This is a genomic window from Paenibacillus sp. J22P51 (genome assembly GCF_059692215.1).
The window spans coordinates 171,749-194,598 of record NZ_JCAUAZ010000004.1; the positions used below are offsets into that span (position 1 = coordinate 171,749).

Annotated in this window: 23 protein-coding genes; 19 read left to right on the forward strand and 4 right to left on the reverse strand. The window is 44.0% G+C overall.

The genetic code is table 11. The features are described from left to right. Positions 1 to 9: 9 nt before the first annotated feature. From AC58QC_RS11680 to AC58QC_RS11700, 5 genes are all read left to right on the forward strand, one after another. Positions 10 to 909, forward strand: a complete 900-nt coding sequence (locus AC58QC_RS11680; protein ID WP_497415313.1) for a hypothetical protein — start codon at positions 10 to 12, stop codon at positions 907 to 909. A 188-nt stretch (positions 910 to 1,097) separates the two neighbouring features. Continuing rightward, positions 1,098 to 1,244 carry a hypothetical protein gene (locus AC58QC_RS11685; RefSeq protein ID WP_497415314.1) on the forward strand — a complete coding sequence of 49 codons (147 nt, stop codon included), beginning with the start codon at positions 1,098 to 1,100 and terminating at the stop codon, positions 1,242 to 1,244. Continuing rightward, the gene (locus AC58QC_RS11690) at positions 1,241 to 1,666 is read left to right on the forward strand and encodes a hypothetical protein (RefSeq protein WP_497415315.1); all 426 of its coding nucleotides are present in this window, start codon (positions 1,241 to 1,243) and stop codon (positions 1,664 to 1,666) included. The genes AC58QC_RS11685 and AC58QC_RS11690 overlap by 4 nt, the downstream gene beginning before the upstream one ends. Before the next feature lie 16 nt (positions 1,667 to 1,682). Further along, the gene (locus tag AC58QC_RS11695) at positions 1,683 to 2,165 is read left to right on the forward strand and encodes a hypothetical protein (RefSeq protein ID WP_497415316.1); all 483 of its coding nucleotides are present in this window, start codon (positions 1,683 to 1,685) and stop codon (positions 2,163 to 2,165) included. Positions 2,166 to 2,322: 157 nt separating this feature from the next. Further along, entirely contained in the window at positions 2,323 to 3,495 is a 1,173-nt protein-coding gene (locus AC58QC_RS11700; protein ID WP_497415317.1) for a M24 family metallopeptidase, read from the forward strand. A 210-nt stretch (positions 3,496 to 3,705) separates the two neighbouring features. On the opposite strand, the gene clpP is transcribed toward AC58QC_RS11700, so the two are convergent. The 4 genes from clpP to AC58QC_RS11720 form a co-directional block, all read right to left on the reverse strand. Next, positions 3,706 to 4,287, reverse strand: a complete 582-nt coding sequence (clpP, locus tag AC58QC_RS11705; RefSeq protein WP_497415318.1) for an ATP-dependent Clp endopeptidase proteolytic subunit ClpP — start codon at positions 4,285 to 4,287, stop codon at positions 3,706 to 3,708. A 66-nt stretch (positions 4,288 to 4,353) separates the two neighbouring features. Then, positions 4,354 to 4,671 carry a hypothetical protein gene (locus AC58QC_RS11710; protein ID WP_497415319.1) on the reverse strand — a complete coding sequence of 106 codons (318 nt, stop codon included), beginning with the start codon at positions 4,669 to 4,671 and terminating at the stop codon, positions 4,354 to 4,356. Between the two features lie 13 nt (positions 4,672 to 4,684). Next, positions 4,685 to 5,278, reverse strand: coding sequence for an ArsR/SmtB family transcription factor (locus AC58QC_RS11715; RefSeq protein WP_497415320.1), 594 nt, complete (start codon positions 5,276 to 5,278; stop codon positions 4,685 to 4,687). A 646-nt stretch (positions 5,279 to 5,924) separates the two neighbouring features. Then, positions 5,925 to 6,725, reverse strand: coding sequence for an AraC family transcriptional regulator (locus AC58QC_RS11720; RefSeq protein WP_497415321.1), 801 nt, complete (start codon positions 6,723 to 6,725; stop codon positions 5,925 to 5,927). A gap of 193 nt (positions 6,726 to 6,918) precedes the next feature. Here AC58QC_RS11720 and AC58QC_RS11725 point away from each other — a divergent pair, with 193 nt between their 5' ends. The 14 genes from AC58QC_RS11725 to AC58QC_RS11790 all read left to right on the forward strand — a co-directional run bounded on the left by AC58QC_RS11725 (position 6,919) and on the right by AC58QC_RS11790 (position 22,839). Then, positions 6,919 to 8,139 (forward strand): hypothetical protein, encoded by a 1,221-nt coding sequence (locus AC58QC_RS11725; RefSeq protein ID WP_497415322.1) that lies wholly within the window; start codon positions 6,919 to 6,921, stop codon positions 8,137 to 8,139. Between the two features lie 386 nt (positions 8,140 to 8,525). Further along, positions 8,526 to 8,900 carry an ROK family protein gene (locus AC58QC_RS11730; protein ID WP_497415323.1) on the forward strand — a complete coding sequence of 125 codons (375 nt, stop codon included), beginning with the start codon at positions 8,526 to 8,528 and terminating at the stop codon, positions 8,898 to 8,900. Between the two features lie 43 nt (positions 8,901 to 8,943). After that, a complete protein-coding gene (locus AC58QC_RS11735; protein WP_497415324.1) occupies positions 8,944 to 9,699 on the forward strand; it encodes a glucosamine-6-phosphate deaminase in 756 nt (251 codons plus the stop codon). 227 nt (positions 9,700 to 9,926) lie between these two features. Continuing rightward, complete coding sequence (locus AC58QC_RS11740) at positions 9,927 to 11,285, forward strand: ABC transporter substrate-binding protein (RefSeq protein ID WP_497415325.1); 1,359 nt, start codon at positions 9,927 to 9,929, stop codon at positions 11,283 to 11,285. A 177-nt stretch (positions 11,286 to 11,462) separates the two neighbouring features. Next, positions 11,463 to 12,329 carry a carbohydrate ABC transporter permease gene (locus AC58QC_RS11745; protein WP_497415326.1) on the forward strand — a complete coding sequence of 289 codons (867 nt, stop codon included), beginning with the start codon at positions 11,463 to 11,465 and terminating at the stop codon, positions 12,327 to 12,329. Between the two features lies 1 nt (position 12,330). After that, the gene (locus AC58QC_RS11750) at positions 12,331 to 13,164 is read left to right on the forward strand and encodes a carbohydrate ABC transporter permease (protein ID WP_497415327.1); all 834 of its coding nucleotides are present in this window, start codon (positions 12,331 to 12,333) and stop codon (positions 13,162 to 13,164) included. Between the two features lie 32 nt (positions 13,165 to 13,196). Further along, positions 13,197 to 13,355, forward strand: a complete 159-nt coding sequence (locus AC58QC_RS11755) for a hypothetical protein (protein WP_497415328.1) — start codon at positions 13,197 to 13,199, stop codon at positions 13,353 to 13,355. A 26-nt stretch (positions 13,356 to 13,381) separates the two neighbouring features. After that, the gene (locus tag AC58QC_RS11760; RefSeq protein ID WP_497415329.1) at positions 13,382 to 14,467 is read left to right on the forward strand and encodes a dienelactone hydrolase family protein; all 1,086 of its coding nucleotides are present in this window, start codon (positions 13,382 to 13,384) and stop codon (positions 14,465 to 14,467) included. A 23-nt stretch (positions 14,468 to 14,490) separates the two neighbouring features. Then, a complete protein-coding gene (locus AC58QC_RS11765) occupies positions 14,491 to 15,882 on the forward strand; it encodes a glycoside hydrolase family 28 protein (RefSeq protein ID WP_497415330.1) in 1,392 nt (463 codons plus the stop codon). A gap of 168 nt (positions 15,883 to 16,050) precedes the next feature. After that, positions 16,051 to 17,448, forward strand: a complete 1,398-nt coding sequence (locus tag AC58QC_RS11770; protein ID WP_497415331.1) for a hypothetical protein — start codon at positions 16,051 to 16,053, stop codon at positions 17,446 to 17,448. Between the two features lie 15 nt (positions 17,449 to 17,463). Next, complete coding sequence (locus tag AC58QC_RS11775; protein ID WP_497415332.1) at positions 17,464 to 18,402, forward strand: glycosylasparaginase; 939 nt, start codon at positions 17,464 to 17,466, stop codon at positions 18,400 to 18,402. 862 nt (positions 18,403 to 19,264) lie between these two features. Continuing rightward, a complete protein-coding gene (locus tag AC58QC_RS11780; protein ID WP_497415333.1) occupies positions 19,265 to 20,326 on the forward strand; it encodes a LacI family DNA-binding transcriptional regulator in 1,062 nt (353 codons plus the stop codon). A 202-nt stretch (positions 20,327 to 20,528) separates the two neighbouring features. Then, on the forward strand, positions 20,529 to 21,827 hold the full coding sequence (locus AC58QC_RS11785; RefSeq protein ID WP_497415334.1) for an ABC transporter substrate-binding protein: 1,299 nt from the start codon (positions 20,529 to 20,531) through the stop codon (positions 21,825 to 21,827). A gap of 103 nt (positions 21,828 to 21,930) precedes the next feature. Beyond that, positions 21,931 to 22,839 carry a carbohydrate ABC transporter permease gene (locus AC58QC_RS11790; RefSeq protein WP_056613950.1) on the forward strand — a complete coding sequence of 303 codons (909 nt, stop codon included), beginning with the start codon at positions 21,931 to 21,933 and terminating at the stop codon, positions 22,837 to 22,839. Positions 22,840 to 22,850: the final 11 nt, after the last annotated feature.

Sequence of the window (22,850 nt, forward strand, 5' to 3'; positions counted from 1 at the left end):
GTGACTTTCATGGTTTTGGTCAACACCCAGTTGCTTATGCTGCAGTATGCTACGCAATTTCTATTATTTATTCTTTTTATGATGATGATCTATCACGGCCTTAAGTACATACCGCTTCGTAAGAAGAGATGGCGATCTTTGAAAGTGAAAAGTGCGCTAAGAGAGGTTCAAATACCTCCTTGGTTATATAAATTGCTGGGGATGAGCTCGAAAGCTGTGGAGGAAAAGCGCCAATTGTTGTTGGGGTGCGGGATTTGGATGAATGCGAATCTGTATGAAGGAGCAAGAAGGTTGCTTTTAAGTGGTGCGCTTTTCATTGGAGGGGTGGGATATGTGGCTTTCAAGCGTCCGTGGATCTCTTTACATTTACAACCTGCGTATGTTCTTGTGGGTGCTGTGGTTGTGGGGATCTTTCTTTTGTGGGATGCAAAGGTGCTGGCACAGCTAAAAGAGAAGCGGTCCCAGCGCATCGTGCGGGATATTTATGCGATTAGTCGCCAGCTCTTGTACTACAATGATTCGAAATTGAATTTGCATGGCAAATTGTCCTTATGTGTCGGTCAGACGACGTCGATTCGAGCTCACGTTCAGCTAATGTTGAATGAATGGTATCAAGGGGCTGAAGAGGCGATTTCCCATTTTAAAAAGAGGCTAGGAACCGAGGAGGCCCATAGCTTTGGAGAGACGCTGAATGCGCTCAGGTTGAATGAACATGGGGGTTATTATGAGCTGTTAAAGCAACGCATTCAGGATTATAAAGAGAAAATGGAATTGATTCGCGACAGTAAGAAGGAAACGGTATCGTATGTGCTTTTTGTACTTGCGGGACTGCCGATTTTGAATACTTTTCGGGTGTTTATGTACCCTTGGATTGCCGAAGGGCAACGATTATTTGATGCGATTAATTAATGCGCGATAGGAGTGCGATGAAATGAGAAATATTTTGGTAACGGTGATGATGCTGATTGTGGTTGCGTTGTTATTTACTTCGATTATAAATGATGGATCCACGGGAATGAGACGAAATATAAATACTCATGGGACGACAGCTAATACGAATATTACTGCACTTCAACCCTAGTGATGGCAGGCGATGTATGAGGTCTATTCTTGTAACGGTGCTGTTGATGATTGTCGTTATCGGTATTTATTTCGATGTTGTAGGGGGAAGTACGGGGACTCGCAGGCAAGTTAGCGATAGCGGGGGTAGAATTAATGGGTCTATCGAACGGATTAATCCATGAAGCAGATTTTGGTGTTTATTCTTTTTGCAACGATGCTCTGTTGGTTTATGTTCTCGCCCGTGTATAAGCATATCATCATTGTTCGCCAGGCTGTGCTGCAAAAGGAAGTCGATTATTTGCTCGAGGTTGGCGCGAATGGCAGCCATGGGTATATTAATGAAGCGATGATTCAGGAATCCAGAGATCGAATGGCGGAAAGAGGCTTCGTTGTCGGAGAGCTAGAGTACGTGGTCGCCACCAACACGGGTGTTGGGGGAATGGATGCTAGCGCACCTGTCTGGCGGGGAACGGGCTTGCGGTTAACGATGACGTATCCTTATCACCGGCTTTTTGTAATAGATCAGCTTGTGGGTATTACGGTCCCCGCTGCTTCTGACCGTATGGGCGCAACGGGGATGAAAATGAGTGAATATGTGCCATGAGAGTTGAGGGATTGGCGTGTATAAGCTGCTTTTAATGATGTTAATGAGCGTGGTGTTTATGTCATTGTATGCCCTGCAAACGGATGAGGAGTTGGCGATGCATACGGTGTTTCAAGGGAAGCACGCGTTGAACAATGCCGTACATGCGGCTGCTCAGCAAAGTGATGTGGCGAAGCTGGCACAAGGGATTCATTCGATTGATGAGACGAAGGCCAGAGAGGCTGCGCTTACGTATTTGCAGGTGAATTTACGATTAAATGCGGATAATGAGCCGCTGCCGGATACGTTTTTGCAGAGCACGGTGGTGGTTGACTTATTTAAGGTTGTTAATGAAGGGGAAATATTTCCCTATACGTATCGGGATGACAGTCGGAATTACACGGTCACGCTAGAACGACCTGGGGTGATTATGTTTATTCGGTTGGAATTCCCGAGAACCTATACGGTTTTGCAGCCGATCACGTGGACGATTAAGTCTTCTGCGGAGATGGTGTTTTGACTAGGGGATAGAGCATTGAAGAGTAATGATGGAGTGCTGGTAGAGTACTGATGGAGTACCGATAGATTACAGATAGAGCACCGATTGAGCGATTAAGGTTATTTCAATGTATAATGGAGGTGAGGTGTGAATCTACGGCGTATAGGAGTCGATTGCTATGACAATTTTTGGGCAAAGGCAGCAGTGGCTGCAAGATGAGATGCGTAAGCGTGGGTGGTCAGGCTTCTTGGTCACGCACAATGTCGATATATATTATTACTGCGGCTCGATGCAGACGGGGTATTTGTTCATTCCGACGGAGGGCGAAGCGATCTATCTCGTTCGTCGCAGTTTGGTACGCGCAGAGGAGGAAGCGGCAGCGGCCGTCGAAGCGCTTGGCTCTTGGAAGACGCTCGGCGAGCGGCTTCGCGCGCGCTGCGCGGCGGGTGAGCCGCTGCGAATAGCGACGGAGCTGGACGTGTTACCCGTCCAGCTGTACCTGCGGTTACAGACCGCGCTGCCCGGCGCGGTCTGGGAGGACGGCTCGCTGCTCGTGCGAGAGCAGCGCATGATCAAATCGCCGGACGAAGTCACGGCGATTCGGGCGGCAGCGCGCGTCGTCGACGACGCGCTGGAGGCGGTCATCCCCCACATTCGTGAGGGGATGGCGGAGTTTGAGCTGATGGCACTCATTGAGCATCAGCTGAGGCTGCGCGGGCACCAAGGGCTGATGCGCATGCGCGCGTACAATTCCGAGTTAATCACCGGAATGGTCGCGTCAGGCGCATCGGCAGCGGTGCCCACCTATTTTGACGGGCCGGCCGGGGGCACGGGGCTTCACCCGTCCAGCCCGCAAAGCTCAGGCCACGCGCTTATTCGGCGCGGCGACCCGATCCTCGTCGATATCGGTTGCACCATCGACGGGTACTTGATCGATCAGACGCGCACGCTTGTGATCGGCGATCTAGATCCTGAGCTGCAGCGAGCCTATGACGTGGCAGAAGCGGTTCTCCGCGCTACGGAAGCCAGGCTGCAGCCGGGCACGATTGCCGAGCATCTGTATCTGCTCGCGCTGGATCAAGTGCAGGAAGCTGGGCTCGGCGCCCACTTCATGGGGTACGGCGCTGACCAAGTGAAATTCCTTGGTCACGGCATCGGGCTCGAAATCGACGAGCTGCCTGTTCTCGCCAAGGGCTTCAAATACCCACTGGCGCCTGGCATGGTCATCGCGATTGAGCCCAAGTTCACCTTTCCGGGGCGAGGTGTTGTCGGTATTGAAGATACGTATCTGATTACCGAAGATGGATACGAGAAATTGACGGTATCCCGTGATGGGATCCGTCGGATATGAATGTGAAGGGGCTATCCCAAAAGGCGATACGAGTCACGCTGTAACTTCCTAGTTGTTAACTTCTCGTAGGATATAGTACCCAATTCTAGATATGGAAAGTTATGTTCCTTCATAAAAACAAAGGGCAGCCCCTTAAGTCAGATGAATGACTTTAGGGGCTGCCTATTTTAAATGAAGGCTCTTTTTACTTTTGCAATCGTGTTATCTAAGCTAGATCCGCTCAATCACCTTATCAATCAACCCATACACGCGTGCATCCTCTGCATCCAAGAAGTAATCGCGGTCTGTGTCTAACTCGATCTTTTCGATGGGTTGTTTGGTGGTTTGGGAAAGGATACCGTTGAGAACTCTGCGCGTTTTGAGAATATGCTGAGCGCGGATGTGAATATCACTCGCTTGCCCTTGCGCTCCTCCCCAAGGTTGGTGAATCATGACTTCAGCATTCGGGAGAGCAAAACGTTTGCCTGGAGCACCGGCTGCAAGGAGAACTGCCCCCATAGATGCTGCCATTCCTACGCAAATCGTCGATACATCAGGCTTAATGAAGTTCATCGTGTCATAAATCGCGAGGCCTGCTGAGGTTGAGCCGCCAGGTGAGTTGATGTAGAGTGAAATATCCTTTTCAGGATCCTCTGCAGAAAGGAACAAAAGCTGGGCAATAATTGCATTAGCTACTTGATCATTAACCTCTGTACCAAGGAACACGATGCGGTCTTTCAGCAAACGGGAATAAATATCATACGAGCGCTCTCCGCGTGCGGTTTGTTCGACAACCATAGGTATGAAGCTCATTGAAATCATCCTTTCTATTATGAAAATCGGTTAATTTTGTTTATACCATTAAGTTGTTTAGCCAATTTAAGCGGCTTTGCATTGAATCTTATTTGTATGAACCGTCACCTTCTGGCCAAAACCAGAGGAAACCATGATGAGTCGAATAGGCTCTTCATTTTGAAAAGAGGGAAACTCGCGAACAGTAACTGTTGCTTCGGAATCTATGGTAGTGGGAGTGGAAATTTGTCGGCGATACGTATCAATGGCAATGACCTTGTTAGTGCTGAAGGAATCTGTTGAACGTTCAATCGGCTGTTCCCAAACAATGACAGGTGATGCTGCAGGAGCTGTATCCTGCTTTGGCAGACTGGGTTGTTTCTCATGCTCTTGCTCACGACTCATGGCAAATGCCTCCTCATTCCTTCGGCTTGGGGTAAACGGCTAGCAAAACATGGTAAGCATCCTGAACCTTATCCGGAACGCCTGAGTAACGCTCCACTAATTGCTGGACCATCGCTGCATATTCCTCAATGAATGCTTGCCGCTGCTGTTCCGTGCATAGCTGCACCTGAAGCTGTAACGTCGCACTTGGAATCACTTCGCCGACGTCAGACTGCTCCATAAGCAACATGGCATCTCGGCGAATTCGCTCGGAGGTCGTCACAAGATGGGCGAGGGAGCTCTGATCTTTCAGCTTTTGCAAGGTTTCAGGCTTCATGCTTAGGGATTCAGCGAGCACAAAGGTCTTGGCGATAGATCGATACAGCACCTCGACCAGATTGCGCACTTGGCGTGTACCTATGCGTTGTACTAAGCCGGCCTTCTCCAACGCTTTCAGATGATAGTTGATGCGTTGAGCAGTTTCACCCAACGTTCGCGCGACTTCCGCGGCAGATCCCGGCTCTACTAACTGTGCAATGATTTCTCCGCGAAGCGGATTTAGCAGTACAGTTGCCTGCTCGGGAGACTCGATAAAGTAGCTGTCTTGGATCTCTTTGTCTTGTGGCATGGAGTGGATAGCCTCCGTGTACAAAGTATATGTTACGTACAAATATTTTATTACGTGGAGAAGGGAAAGTCAATGGGCGGTGGATGGGAAGCCCTCCTTATCGGATGACAAATAAGTTTTGAAGTAGACAATAAAGTTTTGAAGTGACAAATAAAGTTCTGAAGTAACAAATAATCCCCAGACATATCTCCGAATCCAGGTTCAAATCGATACTTTCCTTTTCGTTGAAAAGCAGAGTAGAAGCCGTACCTAATGTCTTGCGATTTCTTTAGTAGTGTTCTAAACCGATAGTGGGGCTCCAATTCAGGATAGTCGCCAATCATATTAAGCAGCGAGGAGTCTTCGTTTACGATGGTGCATGTATAGCATCAGGGTTAATGGTTGCGCTTTCAGTTTGGTTAAAAATTGACAACGCAGGACAAAAAATAACATGTCTTTCTGATCTTCAAACTTCTATAGTGGAGCTATAGATCAAACGGAGAAGACTTGATTTTTCGATGGTTCATTTTAATAATACCGCTGCAGGAAGTACGTTAGCTTAAAACGGCGCGACAGATATCCGTACTTGTTACAGATGCAAAGGTTTACGTCAACGCACTACCGCTTCCGTTGACGGGAGGGGTGGTGCAAAAATGAACAAACCACTCTACAAGCCCTTTGTTGCCTGTTTCATGATCTGCGACGGGGTTTTCCCACTCACCTGTTTGAATTGACGGCTGAAAAAGGACAAATCCTTATAGCCGAGTGCTTCCGCTACTTCTGTGGCGTTCATGCCGTTGTACCGAAGCAGATGCACGGCTCGTTCGATGCGGGTGCGTATCAAGTACTGCTCGACAGAGCAACCCATCACCTGCTTGAATTTCTGAGCAAAATACCTCGTCGAAAGTTGGGCTTGTTCAGCCATTGCCTCCATGCTGTGGGGCGAGCTCGGATTTTGCTTGACCCTGTACGCGATCATTCGAATGATGGAGGAAAGATGGTTGGCCGGAGTTGCTGTGAGCTCCACCTCTTCTCGGCGTAATTGCATTAACATCAGTGTCAGAAGCAGCTCAGCCTCGTCTTCGAAATGGGCAGGCTGTAAAATCATCGTCTCCACATAACGGTTCAAGTAAGACTCGAACAGAAATGTGTCACTTACGATTCGGTACGGTGACGATATAAGTTGTTGTTCATCCTGCGGCATAGAAAAATGGATATACGTCACCGTAAGCGGCGCCTGCGGAGTATGGCTCGCGAGAGTGCGGTCGCCGGCACGAAACAGAAAGCAAGTCCCTTTTTCGATTGCATAAGTCTGCTGATTCAAGTCCATCTTCCCTTCTCCGCTCCATGCGTACCACAGATCGTAATCCTCCAATGGTTGCTGCCTGGTGTCCCATTTCCAGGTACGCTCACAGTTGACTTTACCGAAATTATAGCTCAAGTATAGGTCGGAAGGTAAATTCCGCACACGTTAGCCCCCTCTTTAATATGTATTACAGTGCCAACTTTCATTGTCTGAGTGTATTAATTTTATAGCATTTTCATTTTAAAATAAATATATGTATTCATACTACAGTTCAAATTGGAGGTTTAACATGCTTCATCCGTTTATGGGAATGGCGGACTGGGATCGCGTTGGTATGTCGGTAAAGGAATCCGCAATGAGACTGCAACGCATCGGGTACGTCGATCGGCAGCTGATGCGGCTGGAAGCGGGCCATGTGACTGCAAGGCCGGAGTATGAGGTGAAAGGAGCTTTAGCACGCTTTTCCTCGCAGGATGCAGAATTTTACGATCAGCTGCGGAACCGCTCCAAGCAGCTTCGGATGAGCTCGGTCGCTTTCGAGAAATGTCCTGATCCTTCTTTGGAGAATCTCATGGAGAAGGTGTTGCAATCCGGCAGCACACTCGATCTATTAGTCGCCTTGTTCGAGGTAGTCAAGCCTGCACAGATCCAGGCTATACGAGCATACCTCGGCAACACACAGCCGATTGTAGATGAGCCAACAGTTCAACTGCTGCGGCATCAATTGCTTGATCGGGAAGAGCAGATAGAATGGGGACGCGAGGCGATCACACAGCTGTCTGAGACTGCCGGTGAAGAAGGTCGTAAGCACGCGCAATGCTGGAAGACTTATATCGCAGCTCTGCTGAAAGCTGCTGGAGGAGCATGTGGCGACGGCAACCGGCAATCCGTGGATTCTGAAGTGGTCGTGGCTTCCAAACCTTTTATGCTCCCCAGGGTCAGTACACGTGACATTCGATTTGAAACATCGATTATCAAGATGGCTGGAGTAATGATTGAAGACAATGATGAAGGACGTTTTCTACAAATGATGCTCAGCCGGTATTTCGAGATGTCGCCGGCAGAGGGAGTGGCAATGGTGCATTTCGCAACTGAGGGGAAGCCATGGGCTTTCTATCGTGACACTGCTAGACACATGTGGGATGAAGTACGGCATAGCTGGTTCGGCGAGGCTGCACTGAGGATCAAGGGTTACGATGTACACGAGTTTCGTAACTGGACCGGCTGGTATGATATGACGAGCCAGCTGTTTGATAAGGATGAAGCGTATACCCACCTGACAATAGCTATCGAGAAAGCCGCGATGAAGTATCCTCCCGGCAAGCGCGAGGAGTGGGAATTTTGCAGGGATGTGGTGAAGGACCCACTCATGACCACCTTCCAGGATTTCGATTGGGCCGATGAAGTGGTGCACGCCGGTTTTGGCCAGCGCTGGATTATTGAAGAATTGTACGGTGGAGACCAGGCTAAGGCGATGGCAGCCGCGGATGAGACTGTAGCCAAACGGAAAGTGTACATGGAACAGCATAAGCAAGGCTCCCAGACGCCACAAAGCAATTTTGCTGGGAATTACTAGGGTGGCAAAGTCTCGCTAGGATCGATCAACTTTTAGTTAATTTGTCAAGACCAAGAAAATAAAGTTTTAGACTCATTTGGGTGCTTCAAACGTGAAGAAATCGTTGCGTTCGATACGGAAACGACGGGTCTTGACGTTTACGCCGACGAATTGGTAGGAACTCATGATTACACCGGAGGAAATCGGTGATCCGATTACGTTAATCGACAAATTGCCCTTTGCCAGCAAGCACTTTATCTTAGAAAATCCCCTATCGACGGGGATCTAAAAGTACTCATGTTTGTGTCGTCGGACACGACTTCGTTTCTTATTTTTTCTAGTTAATAATTTCTCCGAGGGGTTATTAATGTCACTAATTAATTTAAATTTACGCTACTCATCATTGTGTGTGTGGTCGGAGAGGTTGTTTGCAAACCTATATTGCCGAATGGGCTCTTATTCAAGAGGCCAATAAAATACGACCTATTCAAGACATGGAAGAATTAATGAAAGCGAGTGAGACAGAAAGTTGGGCGATCAACATTTTGAATCGAGCCGCCATGTACTGCGGGATGATGATTAGTAATGCCGTATGTATGTACAATCCGGATATGATCATTTTAGGTGGATCAATGATTGATCGATTTCCACAGTTGGTAGGGATCATCGGAAGAACAGTGCAACCAGTTCGTATGGGAGCCCTACAGAGGAACTTTCAAAATATACCGATCAGAACAAAAAGAAAGCGCTATTGTAAGAGAGGCTGCTGCCCTAGCCTTTAGTAAATTTATGGAATCACAGTAAACGAATGAAAAAGGAGCTTATATGAACATTATTACTCTTCCATTCCACAAAATCGCACCTTATGTTGCGGACTCTTTATCGAATCAGGTGAAAGAAAAGCCAAACTCAATTTTAGGGATGACGACAGGAACAACACCCATTACTACGGGCATTTACCGGGAATGGGTGGACCGAGTTCAGCGACATGAACTGGATCTTTCTCAATGCCGATTTGTGAATCCAGATGAATTTGTTGGCATTTCTCTTGATCACCCAGAAAGTTATCACACATATATGATGAAACATCTTTTTCGCGATGCGAACATCCCGCTCAAGCATACGTTGTGCCATGACGGAAATGAACAAGATTTAAAGACTCAATGCGAGCAATTTGATCATACTGTTCAAAACTGGGGAGGCATAGATTGGCAATTGATGGGTCTAGGACGCAATGGACATATTTGTTTTATTGAACCGAATCAAGCCATTCCTGCGACATCATATATTGTTGACATTGCGGAGGAGAATCGTAGGTTATATGCTGCTGATTTTGGTTCGACAGATGCGGTCCCAAAGAAAGCGCTTACAACGGGGTTGAGGATGGTGATGTCGGCTCGCCAAATTATACTCGTAGCGGTAGGGGAGCAGAAAGCAGATATCGTTTCCAAAACGGTTCTAGATCCAATAAGTACACATTTACCGGCGACATTCCTTCAGTTACACCAGAATACAACGCTCATTCTTGATGAGGGAGCAGCTCGAAATTTGCCAAGTAGTCTGTATACAAGGTTAAACTAGCACATTTGTGCATTGAATTTGAAAGGGGGGATGCCACATATTGATTATAGGTATTAGGGATTTGATTACAGGTATTAGGGATTTATCAAAATATTGAATTGACGATCAAACGATCATGGTATGAAAGTATTGATAATTGTATTTCAGTCAGTTTCGTACAAGGTGCTGACCGTGTTCAATTTTCATCAACTTTATATTATTTATGAGAAAAGGGAGAGAAGAGAACTATGAAAAAAAATCGTATCTTAAGCACCATGGCTCTAGCTGTTACTTTGGCAGTTTCAGTAACTGCTTGTGGGTCAAAATCTTCGACGGAGCCTTCTCCATCAACATCATCAGAAGCTTCTGCTAAACCAACTGGTCTCAAAGGTGAAATTTCATTTCTGGATGTTATGTCCACAGATGAACACACTGCATCTTTAAAAAGTATCATTGCTAAATACGAAAAAGCTAATCCTGGTGTTAAAGTAAATTACTCAACTGTTCCATGGGATCAAGCTTACTCAAAGGTAATGGCAATGGCTGCGTCAAAATCACTTCCAGATATTAATACAGGTAGCTACACGGAACTTGCGGCTTCTGGCGCAGTTATTCCTCTAGACAAGTACTGGAATAAATTCCCTTACAAGGATGACCTTTCAGAGGCATTTCTTTCTTCTAAAGAAAACATGTCTTACAACGGCTCTGTATTCCGTATTCCAGATGGGAACATCTATCGTGGTGTTTATGTTCGTACAGACTGGCTTAAAGAAGCTGGTATCGACATAGAAAGCCTACGCAATTGGACATGGGATGACTATTTCATGGTAGTTCAAAAACTTACTAACAAAGAAAAAGGTCGTTACGGAGCGGCGTTCCGTGGTGGTCCGGGTGGTGTAGATGGCTTTACCGAATATGCCTACTCTGAGCTAGAGGCATTAAGCATGTATCCAAACCAAGCTAAGGGCGATTCAAAATCTATAATGGACGACCCACGTGCACCTCAACTTTGGGAAAACTGGATGAGTATCTATACCAAGGGATATTCACCAAAAGACTCTATTAACTGGGGCTTTAAAGAAATGGTAAATGGCTTTTCTAGCGGTCAAGCCGGTACATTAATCCAAACTCCAGAAGTTATTAAAACTTTAAACGAGACAATGGATAAAAATACTTGGACAGTTCTGCCTTTCCCTGTTAAAAAAGACGCAAAAATTCATGCATTTAACTGGGGTCCGACTGCAAGTTATAGTATTTCTGCAAATGCAAAAAATCCTGACCTTGCTTGGTCGCTAATTGAATTTATTTCTTCTCCAGAAAATAATCTTGAATACAGCAAAGCTTTTAATGTATTTCCAAATTACAAGTCTGCACTTTCTAACAAATCTTTTCAAGAAGGTGCACTTAAAGGATATTCTGATACACTTTTAGACCCCAAAATCAAATACACATTTGGACAGTTTGCTCTTACAGAGTGGGGTGGATTCTCTAGTGAAACTATGAAGGTTCAAATGCAAAACTATCTTTCTGGAAAAAGTACTACACAAGCTTCAGTTAAAGTAATGCAAGATTGGTTTGCTGAGCAATACAAAAAGGAAAAAAAATAATTATAAATTCAGTATGCTAAAAACGGGCTTATGCATATACAAGCCCGTTTCTGCATAACCAAAATGAAATGACTGCACCGTTACTAATAAGTTTAGTTTTGCCTTATAATTTTATGCACAGTAGAAAGTGAAGTGAGATTGATGAACTCAAGAAACAAAAAGATACTCTTAAGGAGAATGGAACCATGGTTTTTGTTGGCACCCGCGCTAATTGCCATTTTAGCGTTTATGGCGTACCCTATTTTTGACAATATAAGGATATCGTTTTTGAATTATAGCTTAATTCATCCAAAAGACATACATTTTAATGGTTTTGATAATTATGTAAAATTATTTAAAAGCCCAGATTTAGGGCTAGTTGCACTAAATACCTTTATATGGGTGATTTCTATTGTTCCGCTGCAAGCAATTTTAGGAATGGCGCTTGCACAACTTCTTAACCGAAAGTTCTTCGGTAAAGGTGTGTTTCAATCAATACTTTTTCTTCCATGGGTAATTGCTGGTTTTATGACTGGACTTATTTTTAAATGGATTTTTAGCGAACAATCTGGAATTCTGAATTATGTACTTATACAGATTGGTGCAATAAATGAGCCGATTTCTTGGCTTGCAGATAAATCAATAGCAATGATTGGACCAATTATGGGTATGATATGGTTCGGCATACCTTTTTTTGCAATTATGTTTTTAGCCGCACTTAAGTCTATTCCTCAAGAAATTCATGAGTCGGTTATGATGGATGGTGCTGGTCCTATTAAACGATTTATTTTCATTGATATTCCGTTTATTAAACCAACGATCATTACCACTTTGTTGCTACGGGTAATTTGGGTGTTTAATTCTTCTGATGTAACTTTTATTATGACTGGTGGAGGACCAGGCAACTCAACTAGCACCTTGCCGCTGTATGCTTTCCGACAAGCATTTGCGACTCTTGATTTCGGATATGCCGCAGCAATTAGTAACATCATCACAATCGTGTTGGTGATTTACGCTCTCTTTTTCCTAAAAGTTACAAAATATCAGGAAGCAGGGGATTTTTAGCATGGTCACTAAGCGATTTATACGAAAGTTTGGCTTTTGGAATACGATTATTATCTTCACGATTTTCACTTTGTTTCCAATTTATTGGATGATTATTACATCTCTTAAGAGTCCAAAGGAAATAAATCTTAAAAACCCAACGTTTTTCCCCCAGAATCTAGTTTTAGACAATTTTAAAAATGCCTTGTTTGATTCCAGGTTTGATTTGTTTATTCTAAACAGTACAATTGTTACTATTTCGGCTTCATTATTAGTACTTGTATTTGCAATCTGTGGTGGGTATGCGCTTGCTCGCTATAAATTTAAAGGTAAGTCAATTGTATTCGCAATTCTTTTAGGATCACAACTCGTTTCGTCATTAACAACAATTGTTCCGCTGTTTCACATTTTTACGGCATTGGGCGTTATAGATAGGCTTGGCTGTTTAATCATTGCTTATACAGTGGGAAATATTCCGTTTTGCTTAATTACGGTTGCAGCATTTTTTCAACGTATTCCAACTGCGCTTGAAGAAGCAGCACTTATTGATGGTTGCAACAAATTTAGCGCTGTAAGAAGAGTAATTTTGCCCATTATGCTTCCTGGAATTGGCGCAACATTTGTATTTGCGTTTACTGGATGTTGGAATGAACTTTTCTATAGTGTAATGTTTATTACAAACGAAAAATACAGAACGATACCAGTAGGAATGGTAAACTTTATTGGTAAATATGATATCGACTGGGGACAAATGACGGCAGCTGGAGTTATGACCTTGTTGCCTGCTGCCATTATGTTTTTTCTTGTGCAAAAAATTATTGTATCGGGAATGACACAAGGTGCTATTAAAGAATAGTGAATATACATTATATGTAAGGGTGATTGAATATGATTTCTTGGAATAACGAAGATGAAATGTTTAATTTAATGAAAGAAAAACTTTATACACCAGTGGTCGGTGATATTTTGGACGCATTGGGGTATTGCCATCAATTTTTGCCACAAAATGTACGCCCGATTGCAAGTCACATGAAACTTCCGAAATAAGTTATTTAAGAAAAGTGGTGAAAAATATGAATACTAGTAATTACTATACGGTAGAAAAATATTTATTAAAACGCTTTGAGCGCTTTGGCGGGCGAATGTCACATAAAGCGATAGATAAAGAAGAACATCTTGCATGGAAAAATGAACTACGGGCGCAATTGAGTGAGCGAATTGGATTGCATAAAATGCAAACATGTGCGCTAAATCCGAAACAGCTTGAAGAAACAAAAATGGATGGCTACACAAGGCGTAAAATGATTATTGAAACTGAGCCACATGTTTTTATGACGTTTTATATACTTGTACCAGAACATCAAACAGCAAAAAAATTTCCAACTATTATAGCGCCACACGGTCATAACTCTTGCGGAAAATACGAAACAGCAGGGGTCGTGGAGGTAGAGGGAATTGCTGAAGCTATCAAAACTTACAATGGAGATTATGGAGTTCAGCTTGTAAAGCAGGGATTTGTGGTGTTGTGCCCTGATGCAAGAGGGTTCGGAGAGCGACGTGAGCGCAATTTTTGGAGCGACGACCCTCTGGTTTATATGGATGCGGGGTGCAAAACTTGTACCGAAATAAATCGGCTAGCAATCGCTCTTGGTCAATCATTGATTGCAATGTGGGTGTGGGATTTAATGCGCCTTGTAGATTTTGCGGAAACTTGCCCAGAGTGTGATGTAAATGCCATTGGTTGCGCAGGGCTGTCGGGTGGAGGCATGCAGACCCTCTGGCTGACGGCGCTAGACGAGCGTATAAAAGCTGCTGTTGTAAGCGGATATTTTTACGGATTTAAAGAATCGCTAATAGAATCAGTCCAGTGCTCATGCAACTATGCCCCAGCGGTGTTTGACTTAATTGATGTGGGCGATTTGGCAGCACTAATAGCGCCACGACCTCTTGTAATTGAAACTGGGCGATTTGACTCACTAAATGGTAGAAGCGGTTTAGGTAACGTTCTGCCCTATGTTAACCACGCTCGAAAGGCATATGCCCTTTTTAACAAGGAAGACGCAATCTATCACGATATTTTTGAAGGCGAACACAGGTGGAACGGCACAGCATCAGTAGAAATATTAAAGCAGAATCTTTGTGGAGAAGATTCCAAATAACCAAATGGATTGGAGCTTGTGTGATGAGCGAAAAAGTGTATACCCCCATCCACAAGGGGAATTTTTATGAAAATATTCCATATAAAAAATATATTTGCACTTCACTTCCTATGCCTTTAGGAGAAGTATTTGATATAACAAAGTTTGGTGCATCATCTGAAAAAGAAAACAATGCTGAATGTATAAACAGCGCTATTACCGCTTGTAGTCAAAGCGGTGGCGGTGTCGTTTTGGTCAGTAGTGGCAAGTATTTCTGTGGAACCCTATATTTGCAGGACAATGTGACATTGTACATTCAAGACGGAGCGTCACTTGTGGCGGTACATGATGCTTCAAAGTTTGATAAGGCGTTTATTCGTGCAGACGGCGTGAGCAATGTGGCGATCATGGGTCCCGGCAAAATTTGCGGCGAAGGCGAGTTCTTTCACGTTGCACCGCCAATGACGCCAATGCTCGAAGAACCTCAAGTTTCTGACGTGGTAGCCATGGAGCGGGAATTTAGACTGCGTGTACGTCATGGAATAAAAGACCGTCCGGATGCAATGTTTTTGTTTCGTCACTCGTCCATGCTTAGATTTGAAAACCTTATTATTGAAAACTCTATGAATTGGTGCTTGCATGTGAACACCAGTGACGGCGTAGTTATAAAAAACGTAGTCATTAATAATAACCGACAAATTGCTAATGCAGACGGCATTGACATTGTGGGTACAAGAAACGTTGAAATTTCAGATACATTTATTTCTACTGCTGACGACGGCATTGTACTAAAATGCTTAAAAGGAACTGGTGCAGTAGAAAATGTAACCGTTAGAAATTGCCATATTATTTCAACATGTAACGCTTTTAAAATTGGCACAGAAACTTATCATGACATAAACAATATATTAGTTGAGAACTGCACTTTTGAACTTCCAGACATTTACCCTGGTACAATTTCTGGCATAGCCGTTGAAAGTGCAGACGGGTCAGTTATTAACAATGTGATTGCAAGAAATATTGTTATGAATAAAGTAACTTGTCCAGTGTTCGTTAGGGTTTGTGCACGCAACCGATATGGAACGCCAGAAAAACCACCAAAAATTTGTAATGTTCTAGTAGAGAATATTGTGGCAACAAATGCGGAGCTTCCTATCATTATTGCAGGCGTAAAAACAAATGATGGCACCATTCATTGTGCAGAAAATATTACTTTAAACAATATAAACATTACTTATAAAGACATTGCTGCTAACGTTAATGTTATTTTGCCAATTCCAGAATATGAAATTAAATACCCAGAAAGTTGGGAATTTTTAGATTTGCCGGCGTATGCACTTTGGGCAAGGCATGTGGTGGGTCTTGAACTGCATAATTTTCAAACCAGTAAACGCAGTGATGAAACTCGCAAACAAATCATAATCGAACAATCATAAGTGCCTAAATAACATTCAAAAGCTACAAATATGTTTTGAGGGCTATACAAAGTATAAGTATGTAACATGAAGAAACAAAAAAGACCAAATTTTTCCCTTATGAAGTAAAAAGCTTTCTTCTTGAAAAATAATTTGGTGAACATCAAAACAAAAAAGGAGACACTTTTGTTGAAAAAAATTGTGCATAAAAAACCTAACCCTTTTTTCCTGCAAGAAATCGAATCATCTTGTATACAATTCGAAAAGGAAGATTACGAAATTCGTATTCGCGTATTGAAAGAGCGCATGCGCGAGCAAAATATTTCTCATGTAGTTATTTATGGCGACCGTGAGCACTTTGCCAATACACATTATTTCAGCGGCTATGACTGCCGCTTTGAGGAAGCTTTACTCATTTTTGATTCGACAGGCGAAGCGGCGATTTTAGTTGGGAATGAGGGGATTTCCCAAACGTATCAAATTCCTTATGAAATCAACGTCTGCCTCTATCAAAACTTCAGCTTGCAGGGCCAGTCAAGGAATGAGCAAAAAAGTTTGAGTACAATTTTTTCCGAGCTTGGCATCGACAAAAACAGCCGGGTCGGCGTCGTAGGCTACAAATATTTCGATCAGGAGCATATCGAAACGAATCCCAATTACACTTTCGATATTCCGGCTTATGTATTGTCTACTTTACAAAATGTATGTGTGAACGAAAACGTTATTAATTTTACGAAAGAAATTACAGGCTTTCCGAACGGTATACGCCATACGATCCGAACGGCCAAAGAGATCGCTTGGGCCGAGGCGGCTGGCAATAAAGTGGCATCTGTCATCTTGCGTTTGTTCAAACGATTGAAGCCGGGATTGAGCGAGCAAGAGGCAGGCTATGGCATTTCTGATTTCGATCCGATCAACGTTTTTCCTATGATCAATTTCGGAGAAAATAGTTCTAGAATCGGTGTGAAATCTCCAGGGCCGAGTCGCCTTGTTCTTGGCGAAGTATTGGGACTGGCTTACAGCCTCCGCGGAAATTTAACAGCAAGGGTCGGCGTCGCATCGTACGACAAACATTCGGTGGCCCCTAAATTACAGGAGCACCTTGGCTTCTATGAGGATTTATGGTTAGTCGTGGCGGAACTTTTGGAAACGTTGACGATCGGAGCGAGATGTTCCGAAATCCATGATCGCGCCATGGCCAAAATCGGCGACCCGAAGTATGGCGTTTCCCTGAACGTGACTCATTATACTGGGGCTGACGAATGGACGAACTCGCCCGTATACGAAGGTTCCCCTTTTTCAATAAACGATGGCGCCCACATCCAAGTCGATGTCATTGCTTCGAATCCTGACCCGCTGCGTACAGCAATTTGCGAAGATTGTGTCATTATTGCTGGAAAAGAATTAAGAGAGCAGCTGAAAGCCCAATATCCGGAAGTATATGATCGTATCGTGGCTCGTCAAAACATGATTCGCAGTGAGCTTAATATCCAAATTCATGACGATTGTTTGCCGATGAGCAATTTAACAGGGGTATATTTCCCATTTATGCTGAATTTAGATCAAATTTTTGCACTAGAACAATAGGAAAGGGGATTGGCGATGAAATATGCAATGATTGGAACTTGGAAAATGGCCTATGACGGCATTCGTATAGCAAAGCCTCTGCTCGAAAAAGGTTCCCGCGTTTCAGAAGCGATTGAAAAGGCTGTTTGCGAAGTGGAAAACAACCCGACGTTTATTTCGGTAGGCTATGGCGGGCTCCCAAATCGTCAAGGTGAAGTGGAATTGGACGCCGCGTACATGGATGGGACGACGTTGCGCTTTGGGGGAATTATGGGCGTTCAGAACATTAAAAACCCGATCAAAGTGGCCGTTTCGCTCAGCGCCAATCGCAAGAGCTGTCTTCTTTCGGGCAAAGGTGCGGAAATGTATGCGCAAGCGAATGGCTTTGAGTTCCAAAACATGTTGACGGGACCGTCGAAAAAAAGATGGGAAAATATGATTGCGGCCGATTTGAACTCGGGAGGGCAAGACTCCTACGACGGTCACGATACGGTGTGTATCGTAGGATTGGATCTGAAGGGCGATATGGGGGTTGGCGTTTCTACTTCTGGGTTGTTTATGAAGCATCCCGGACGCGTTGGCGACAGCCCAATTATCGGCTCCGGGTTTTATTGCGACAGCCAAGTCGGTGGCGCTGCCGCTACAGGTATCGGAGAGGACATTATGCGCGGTTGCCTTTCTTTTGAAACGGTTCGCTGTATGAAGGAAGGCCTTTCGCCACAAGAAGCCTGCGAAAAAACGCTTCTAAGCCACTTGGAAAGATTGGAGTCTTTGGGCTATGATCTAGATAACATCGGGATTATCGCACTTGATAAGCATGGACAATTTGGTGCGGCAAGTAGATTGAACACGTTCGGGTTTGTTGTAGCCACCGAGGAACTCGACGCGACGATCTACATTGCTCGAAATGAAGAGGGCAAGATCACCGTGGCTCCAGCGACCAAGCAGGAACTGGAGGATTATGTAGACGCTTAGCGAAATGGTTTGTACGTCTCTGGATTTACGCTGTTGGGATAAATGTGATAATACTAAAGAGGTTATTTCAGGGGGTTGACTGGGATAATCTCTTTATAGTTTTTCTCCGAATGAACGTGATAAGCACCATAAAGCACTTGCTCCGTTAGTGAGCCAAGGCGTTTTTATGGCATAATACTAGTGCCTAAGATTGCGGCAATTCCCGACAAGAGAAAAAGTAAATCTTGCAAGCGCACCTGTAATGCCGGCAACGCCTAAGTAGTAATATTTTTGAAGTTGCATAGTTCTCCATTTTTCTTTTTTTCAATGCCCTTCAGGAATGATAATTGTAAAACCATTGTTCGCAAGATGCGATAAACAGCGGTAAATGACCGACTCTTCAGGAAACATAAACTGCCAACAAAGCCCGCTTGAGCTATCAATCATCAGATGCTCCGGCTTCTCGTCGATGAAGTGATGAATCGTCCAGAATTGGCTAAAACGACCAAATACAGCAGTCCAATCTCTTGTAGCTCCGTAAAAAGAGTAGTTCTCGTCTTTATGACCATGGGACAGCCTCTTATTATTTTCTATATGGCGCTACTCCGTTATAAAAAAGAGACCCACAGCAACGGGCTGCGGGTCATGAGGTATTTATATTTTAAAGGGGGTCGACTTTTATTATAGGCTCAATTCATTAAAGCCAGATGAAAATCATGTTTCATTTTAATTACAAGGTGAGAGCCTTTTATGGTAACCTTTATCATGTTCAGATGAAAGCGTTGACATTTCTATGCGAAGGGTAGTAAAATGACTTCAGGAAAACGTTTGGATAACATGATGCTTTTCGAGTAAGTGGTTGGGGAAAGGGGTTGTCAACGGATTGTCTACCTTAAAGGATATCGCGGAACTGGTTGGTGTATCCGTTTCTACCGTTTCCCGAGTTATTAATAATGATACGAGTAGGCATGTGAATCCAGACACCAAGATTAAAGTTTGGAATGCGGCTAGGGAATTAGGATATGAGCCGAACGAATCGGCAAGGCGCTTGGTCAGAAATCAAAAAGAAGGGCCCATTATGTCCAAAAAAATTGGATGTATCGTGGCAAGTACGCAGTTGCGGGATGACCATCCTTATTTCTCTCCTATCCTTACAGGTCTCAATAGGAAGTTAGTGGAGTCGGGCTATTCTCTTGCTTTTATTCATACGCCTGAGGAAGTAAATACAGAGATGGTGCTGCACCGAATGATTCATAATCATTACATCGATGGCATTGTTATCATTGGTGATGAGATGGATCCAACCCTTCTTGATTACATTAAAGCAACGAGTCTGGCTGTCGTTGGCATCAGTGCCTCTGGATCCGGCATCCCTCAGGTTGATTATGATCGAATATCCGCGGCGAAAGCTGCTGTTCATCATCTGATTGCCCAAGGGCACCGCAACATTGGTTTTGTGGGCGGTCAGGGTCATACAGGGGAATTGAAAAGCGAAGAGAGATATCAAGGGTATGAATTTGCCTTGTATGAAGCAGGTATTCCACTGGATCCAACATGGATCATTAATACGAGATGGCAAGTGGACAAAAGCTATGAATGTATGACGGATTTACTAGAGAAACATCAAGGTGAAGCTCCTACTGCTATGTTTGCTGCAAGTGATTTATTGGCGATTCCAGCCATGCGAGCAGTCATCGAGAGGAATTTACGGATTCCTGAGGATATCGCATTTATTGCCATGGATAATATCGAGCTTGCACAGTATACGTCACCACCATTATCCTCTGTTCATGTACCCAAAGCAGAAATTGGCATGGTTGCGGCCAAAGCGCTGCTTGATCAATTACAAGGCGAGTCTTTATTGACTACCAAAATACTATTGCCTCACGAAATGATACTGCGTCAATCCTCGATTTTTTCCAGGGCGGGTTCTCCTAGGCCGTAAGAGTATAATAAAAAAACAAAAAAACTAATTTTTTTTACTTTTCAGGAAAACGTTATCCTGATTGGGCCCAAATATTTGGTTTACTATTCGAAGGAGGTGAAAGCCCTTTCTTTTTGGATGTGACTGTAAGGCTTCATTCATGTTTACTTTGAAATTGGAGTTATAGTTTTTATTTCAAAACATCTTATGAGGGGGAAAGAAAATGGTTAAGAAAATGGGTTTATCTATGGTGCTAGGAATGATGGTCGTTGTGTCCGCATGCGGAGGCGGCGGTACGGCGGTTCAAACTACTGACAAAGGCACGGCGAAACCGGATGCCGGCACGAAGGAGAAAGTAACCCTGACTTACGGTACATGGGGTGCGGCAGCCGACAAGAGTACGACGAAAGTGATCGAAATGTTTAATAGCGCACACCCGAATATTGAGGTTAAGTTGGAGACGACTCCTAATAAGCAGTATTGGCAAAAGCTTGAAACTGCAGCGATCGGAGAAACGTTGCCGGACCTGTTCTGGATGAATGGACCGAATATTGTGAAATACGGTTCCAACGGCATTTTGATGCCGATTACAGATCTCATCAAATCGAATGCTCTGGATATGAGCAAATATCCAAAAGCGCTTGTTGACCTATACACAGTAAACGGTAAAAACTACGGAGTTCCAAAAGATTTTGATACACCTGGTCTCTGGTACAACAAGGCTTTGTTTGATGCAGCAGGCGTTAAGTATCCAGACGCTACTTGGGATTGGAATTCCGTAGCTGAGGCGGCTAAAAAATTGACAGATCCTGCAAAAGGCGTATGGGGAATTGCGGCAACACTGGATAACCAGAGCGGTTATTACGATACCATCCTGCAAGCAGGCGGTTATATTATCTCTGAAGATAAGAAGAGCTCTGGCTATGATAAGCCCGAAGCGATTGCAGGTCTGAAATTTTGGACGGATTTGATTAACGTTCAGAAAGTTTCTCCAACCATGGCGCAAATGACGGATACAGAAGGACTTGATATGTTCAAAGCTGGTAAAGTCGCTATGATCGCAGAAGGGGATTGGAATGCAGCAGATTTTGCAGCAACGGACTATCTGAAAGGTAAGTTTGATGTTGCTCCGCTTCCAAAAAATAAGAAGAGCGCCGTTATTATTCATGGTCTGGGCAATGTGATATCCGCTAAAACCAAGCACCCGAAAGAAGCGGCGGAATTTTTGAAATTCCTTGGTTCTAAGGAAGCTGCTGAAGTGTATGCAAGTCAAGGAACTGTTATTCCTGCCTATGAAGGAACGCAAGACACATGGGTTAAATCGATTCCAGGCGTAAATTTACAAGTGTTTATTGATCAGTTAAAAATTGCCGTACCGTATCCAGTTTCCAAGAATACGTCTGCTTGGGCAAGCGAAGAAGCGAAAATATTTACGAAGGCTTGGGCTGGTGCGATCAGTGCCGAAGAGGCAGGCAAGCAAATGGCAGCCTTAATGAATGAAAAATTAGCTGCAGAGAAATAAGTATATTATCCAAGCAAAACAGGTGTAGACAAGGCCCTGAAAATACGAAGCAGGGCCGTGTCTACAATCGCATCACATTTCATTTCTTGGGAGAGGAATAGACATGAGTTCTTTCGTAAAGAAGAAATCTAAAGTAAGTTTAAGTCGTCGTTCTGATCTCATGTGGGCTTACTTAATGATTGCCCCCCTGATGGTGGGGTTGATTATATTCTACGTGTTTCCGGTATTTCAAACCATTTATTACTCGTTTATGAACTGGGGAGCTTTTGGCAATTATACCTGGGCAGGATTTGATAACTACAAAAAGATGTTGACGGACACGGAGCTGCATCGAGCGTTCCGTAATACGGCAATTTATATTGTTTTAACGGTCCCAGCAACTATTTTTATCTCTATTTTCGTAGCTGTTCTTCTCAATCAAAAAATTCGCGGGCTTAGTATTTACCGACTGTTATATTTTCTGCCTGTTATTACGATGCCTGCGGCGGTAGCGATGGTCTGGAAGTGGCTATATAACGCAGACTACGGTTTGCTGAACTACGTACTGAGCATATTTGGCATCAACGGCCCGCACTGGCTGACAGATCCGCACCTTGCGCTTTACTCTGTCATTCTTGTGGCGATCTGGAGCTCGATTGGAAATAATATGATTATTTTCTTATCTGGCCTTCAAGGCATTTCGCCTTCGTATTATGAAGCTGCATCGATTGACGGGGCTGGAACGTTTTACGTGTTTTTCCGCATAACGATGCCGCTCCTGACACCAACGATTTTCTTCGTTTCTGTGATGTCATTGATCAGTGCCTTTCAGGCGTTCGACTTGATCTTCATGATGGTTCGCGATATCGTCATTGAATCTACGGAGTCGGTCGTCTACTTATTCTACAAATACGGGTTTATGCAAAATATGAAAGGGTATGCGGCGTCCATCGCGGTCTTGTTGTTTGTCATTATTTTAATTGTGACTTATATCCAGATGAAGCTGCAGAAGAAGTGGGTTCATTATGAATAAGGAGGCTACCC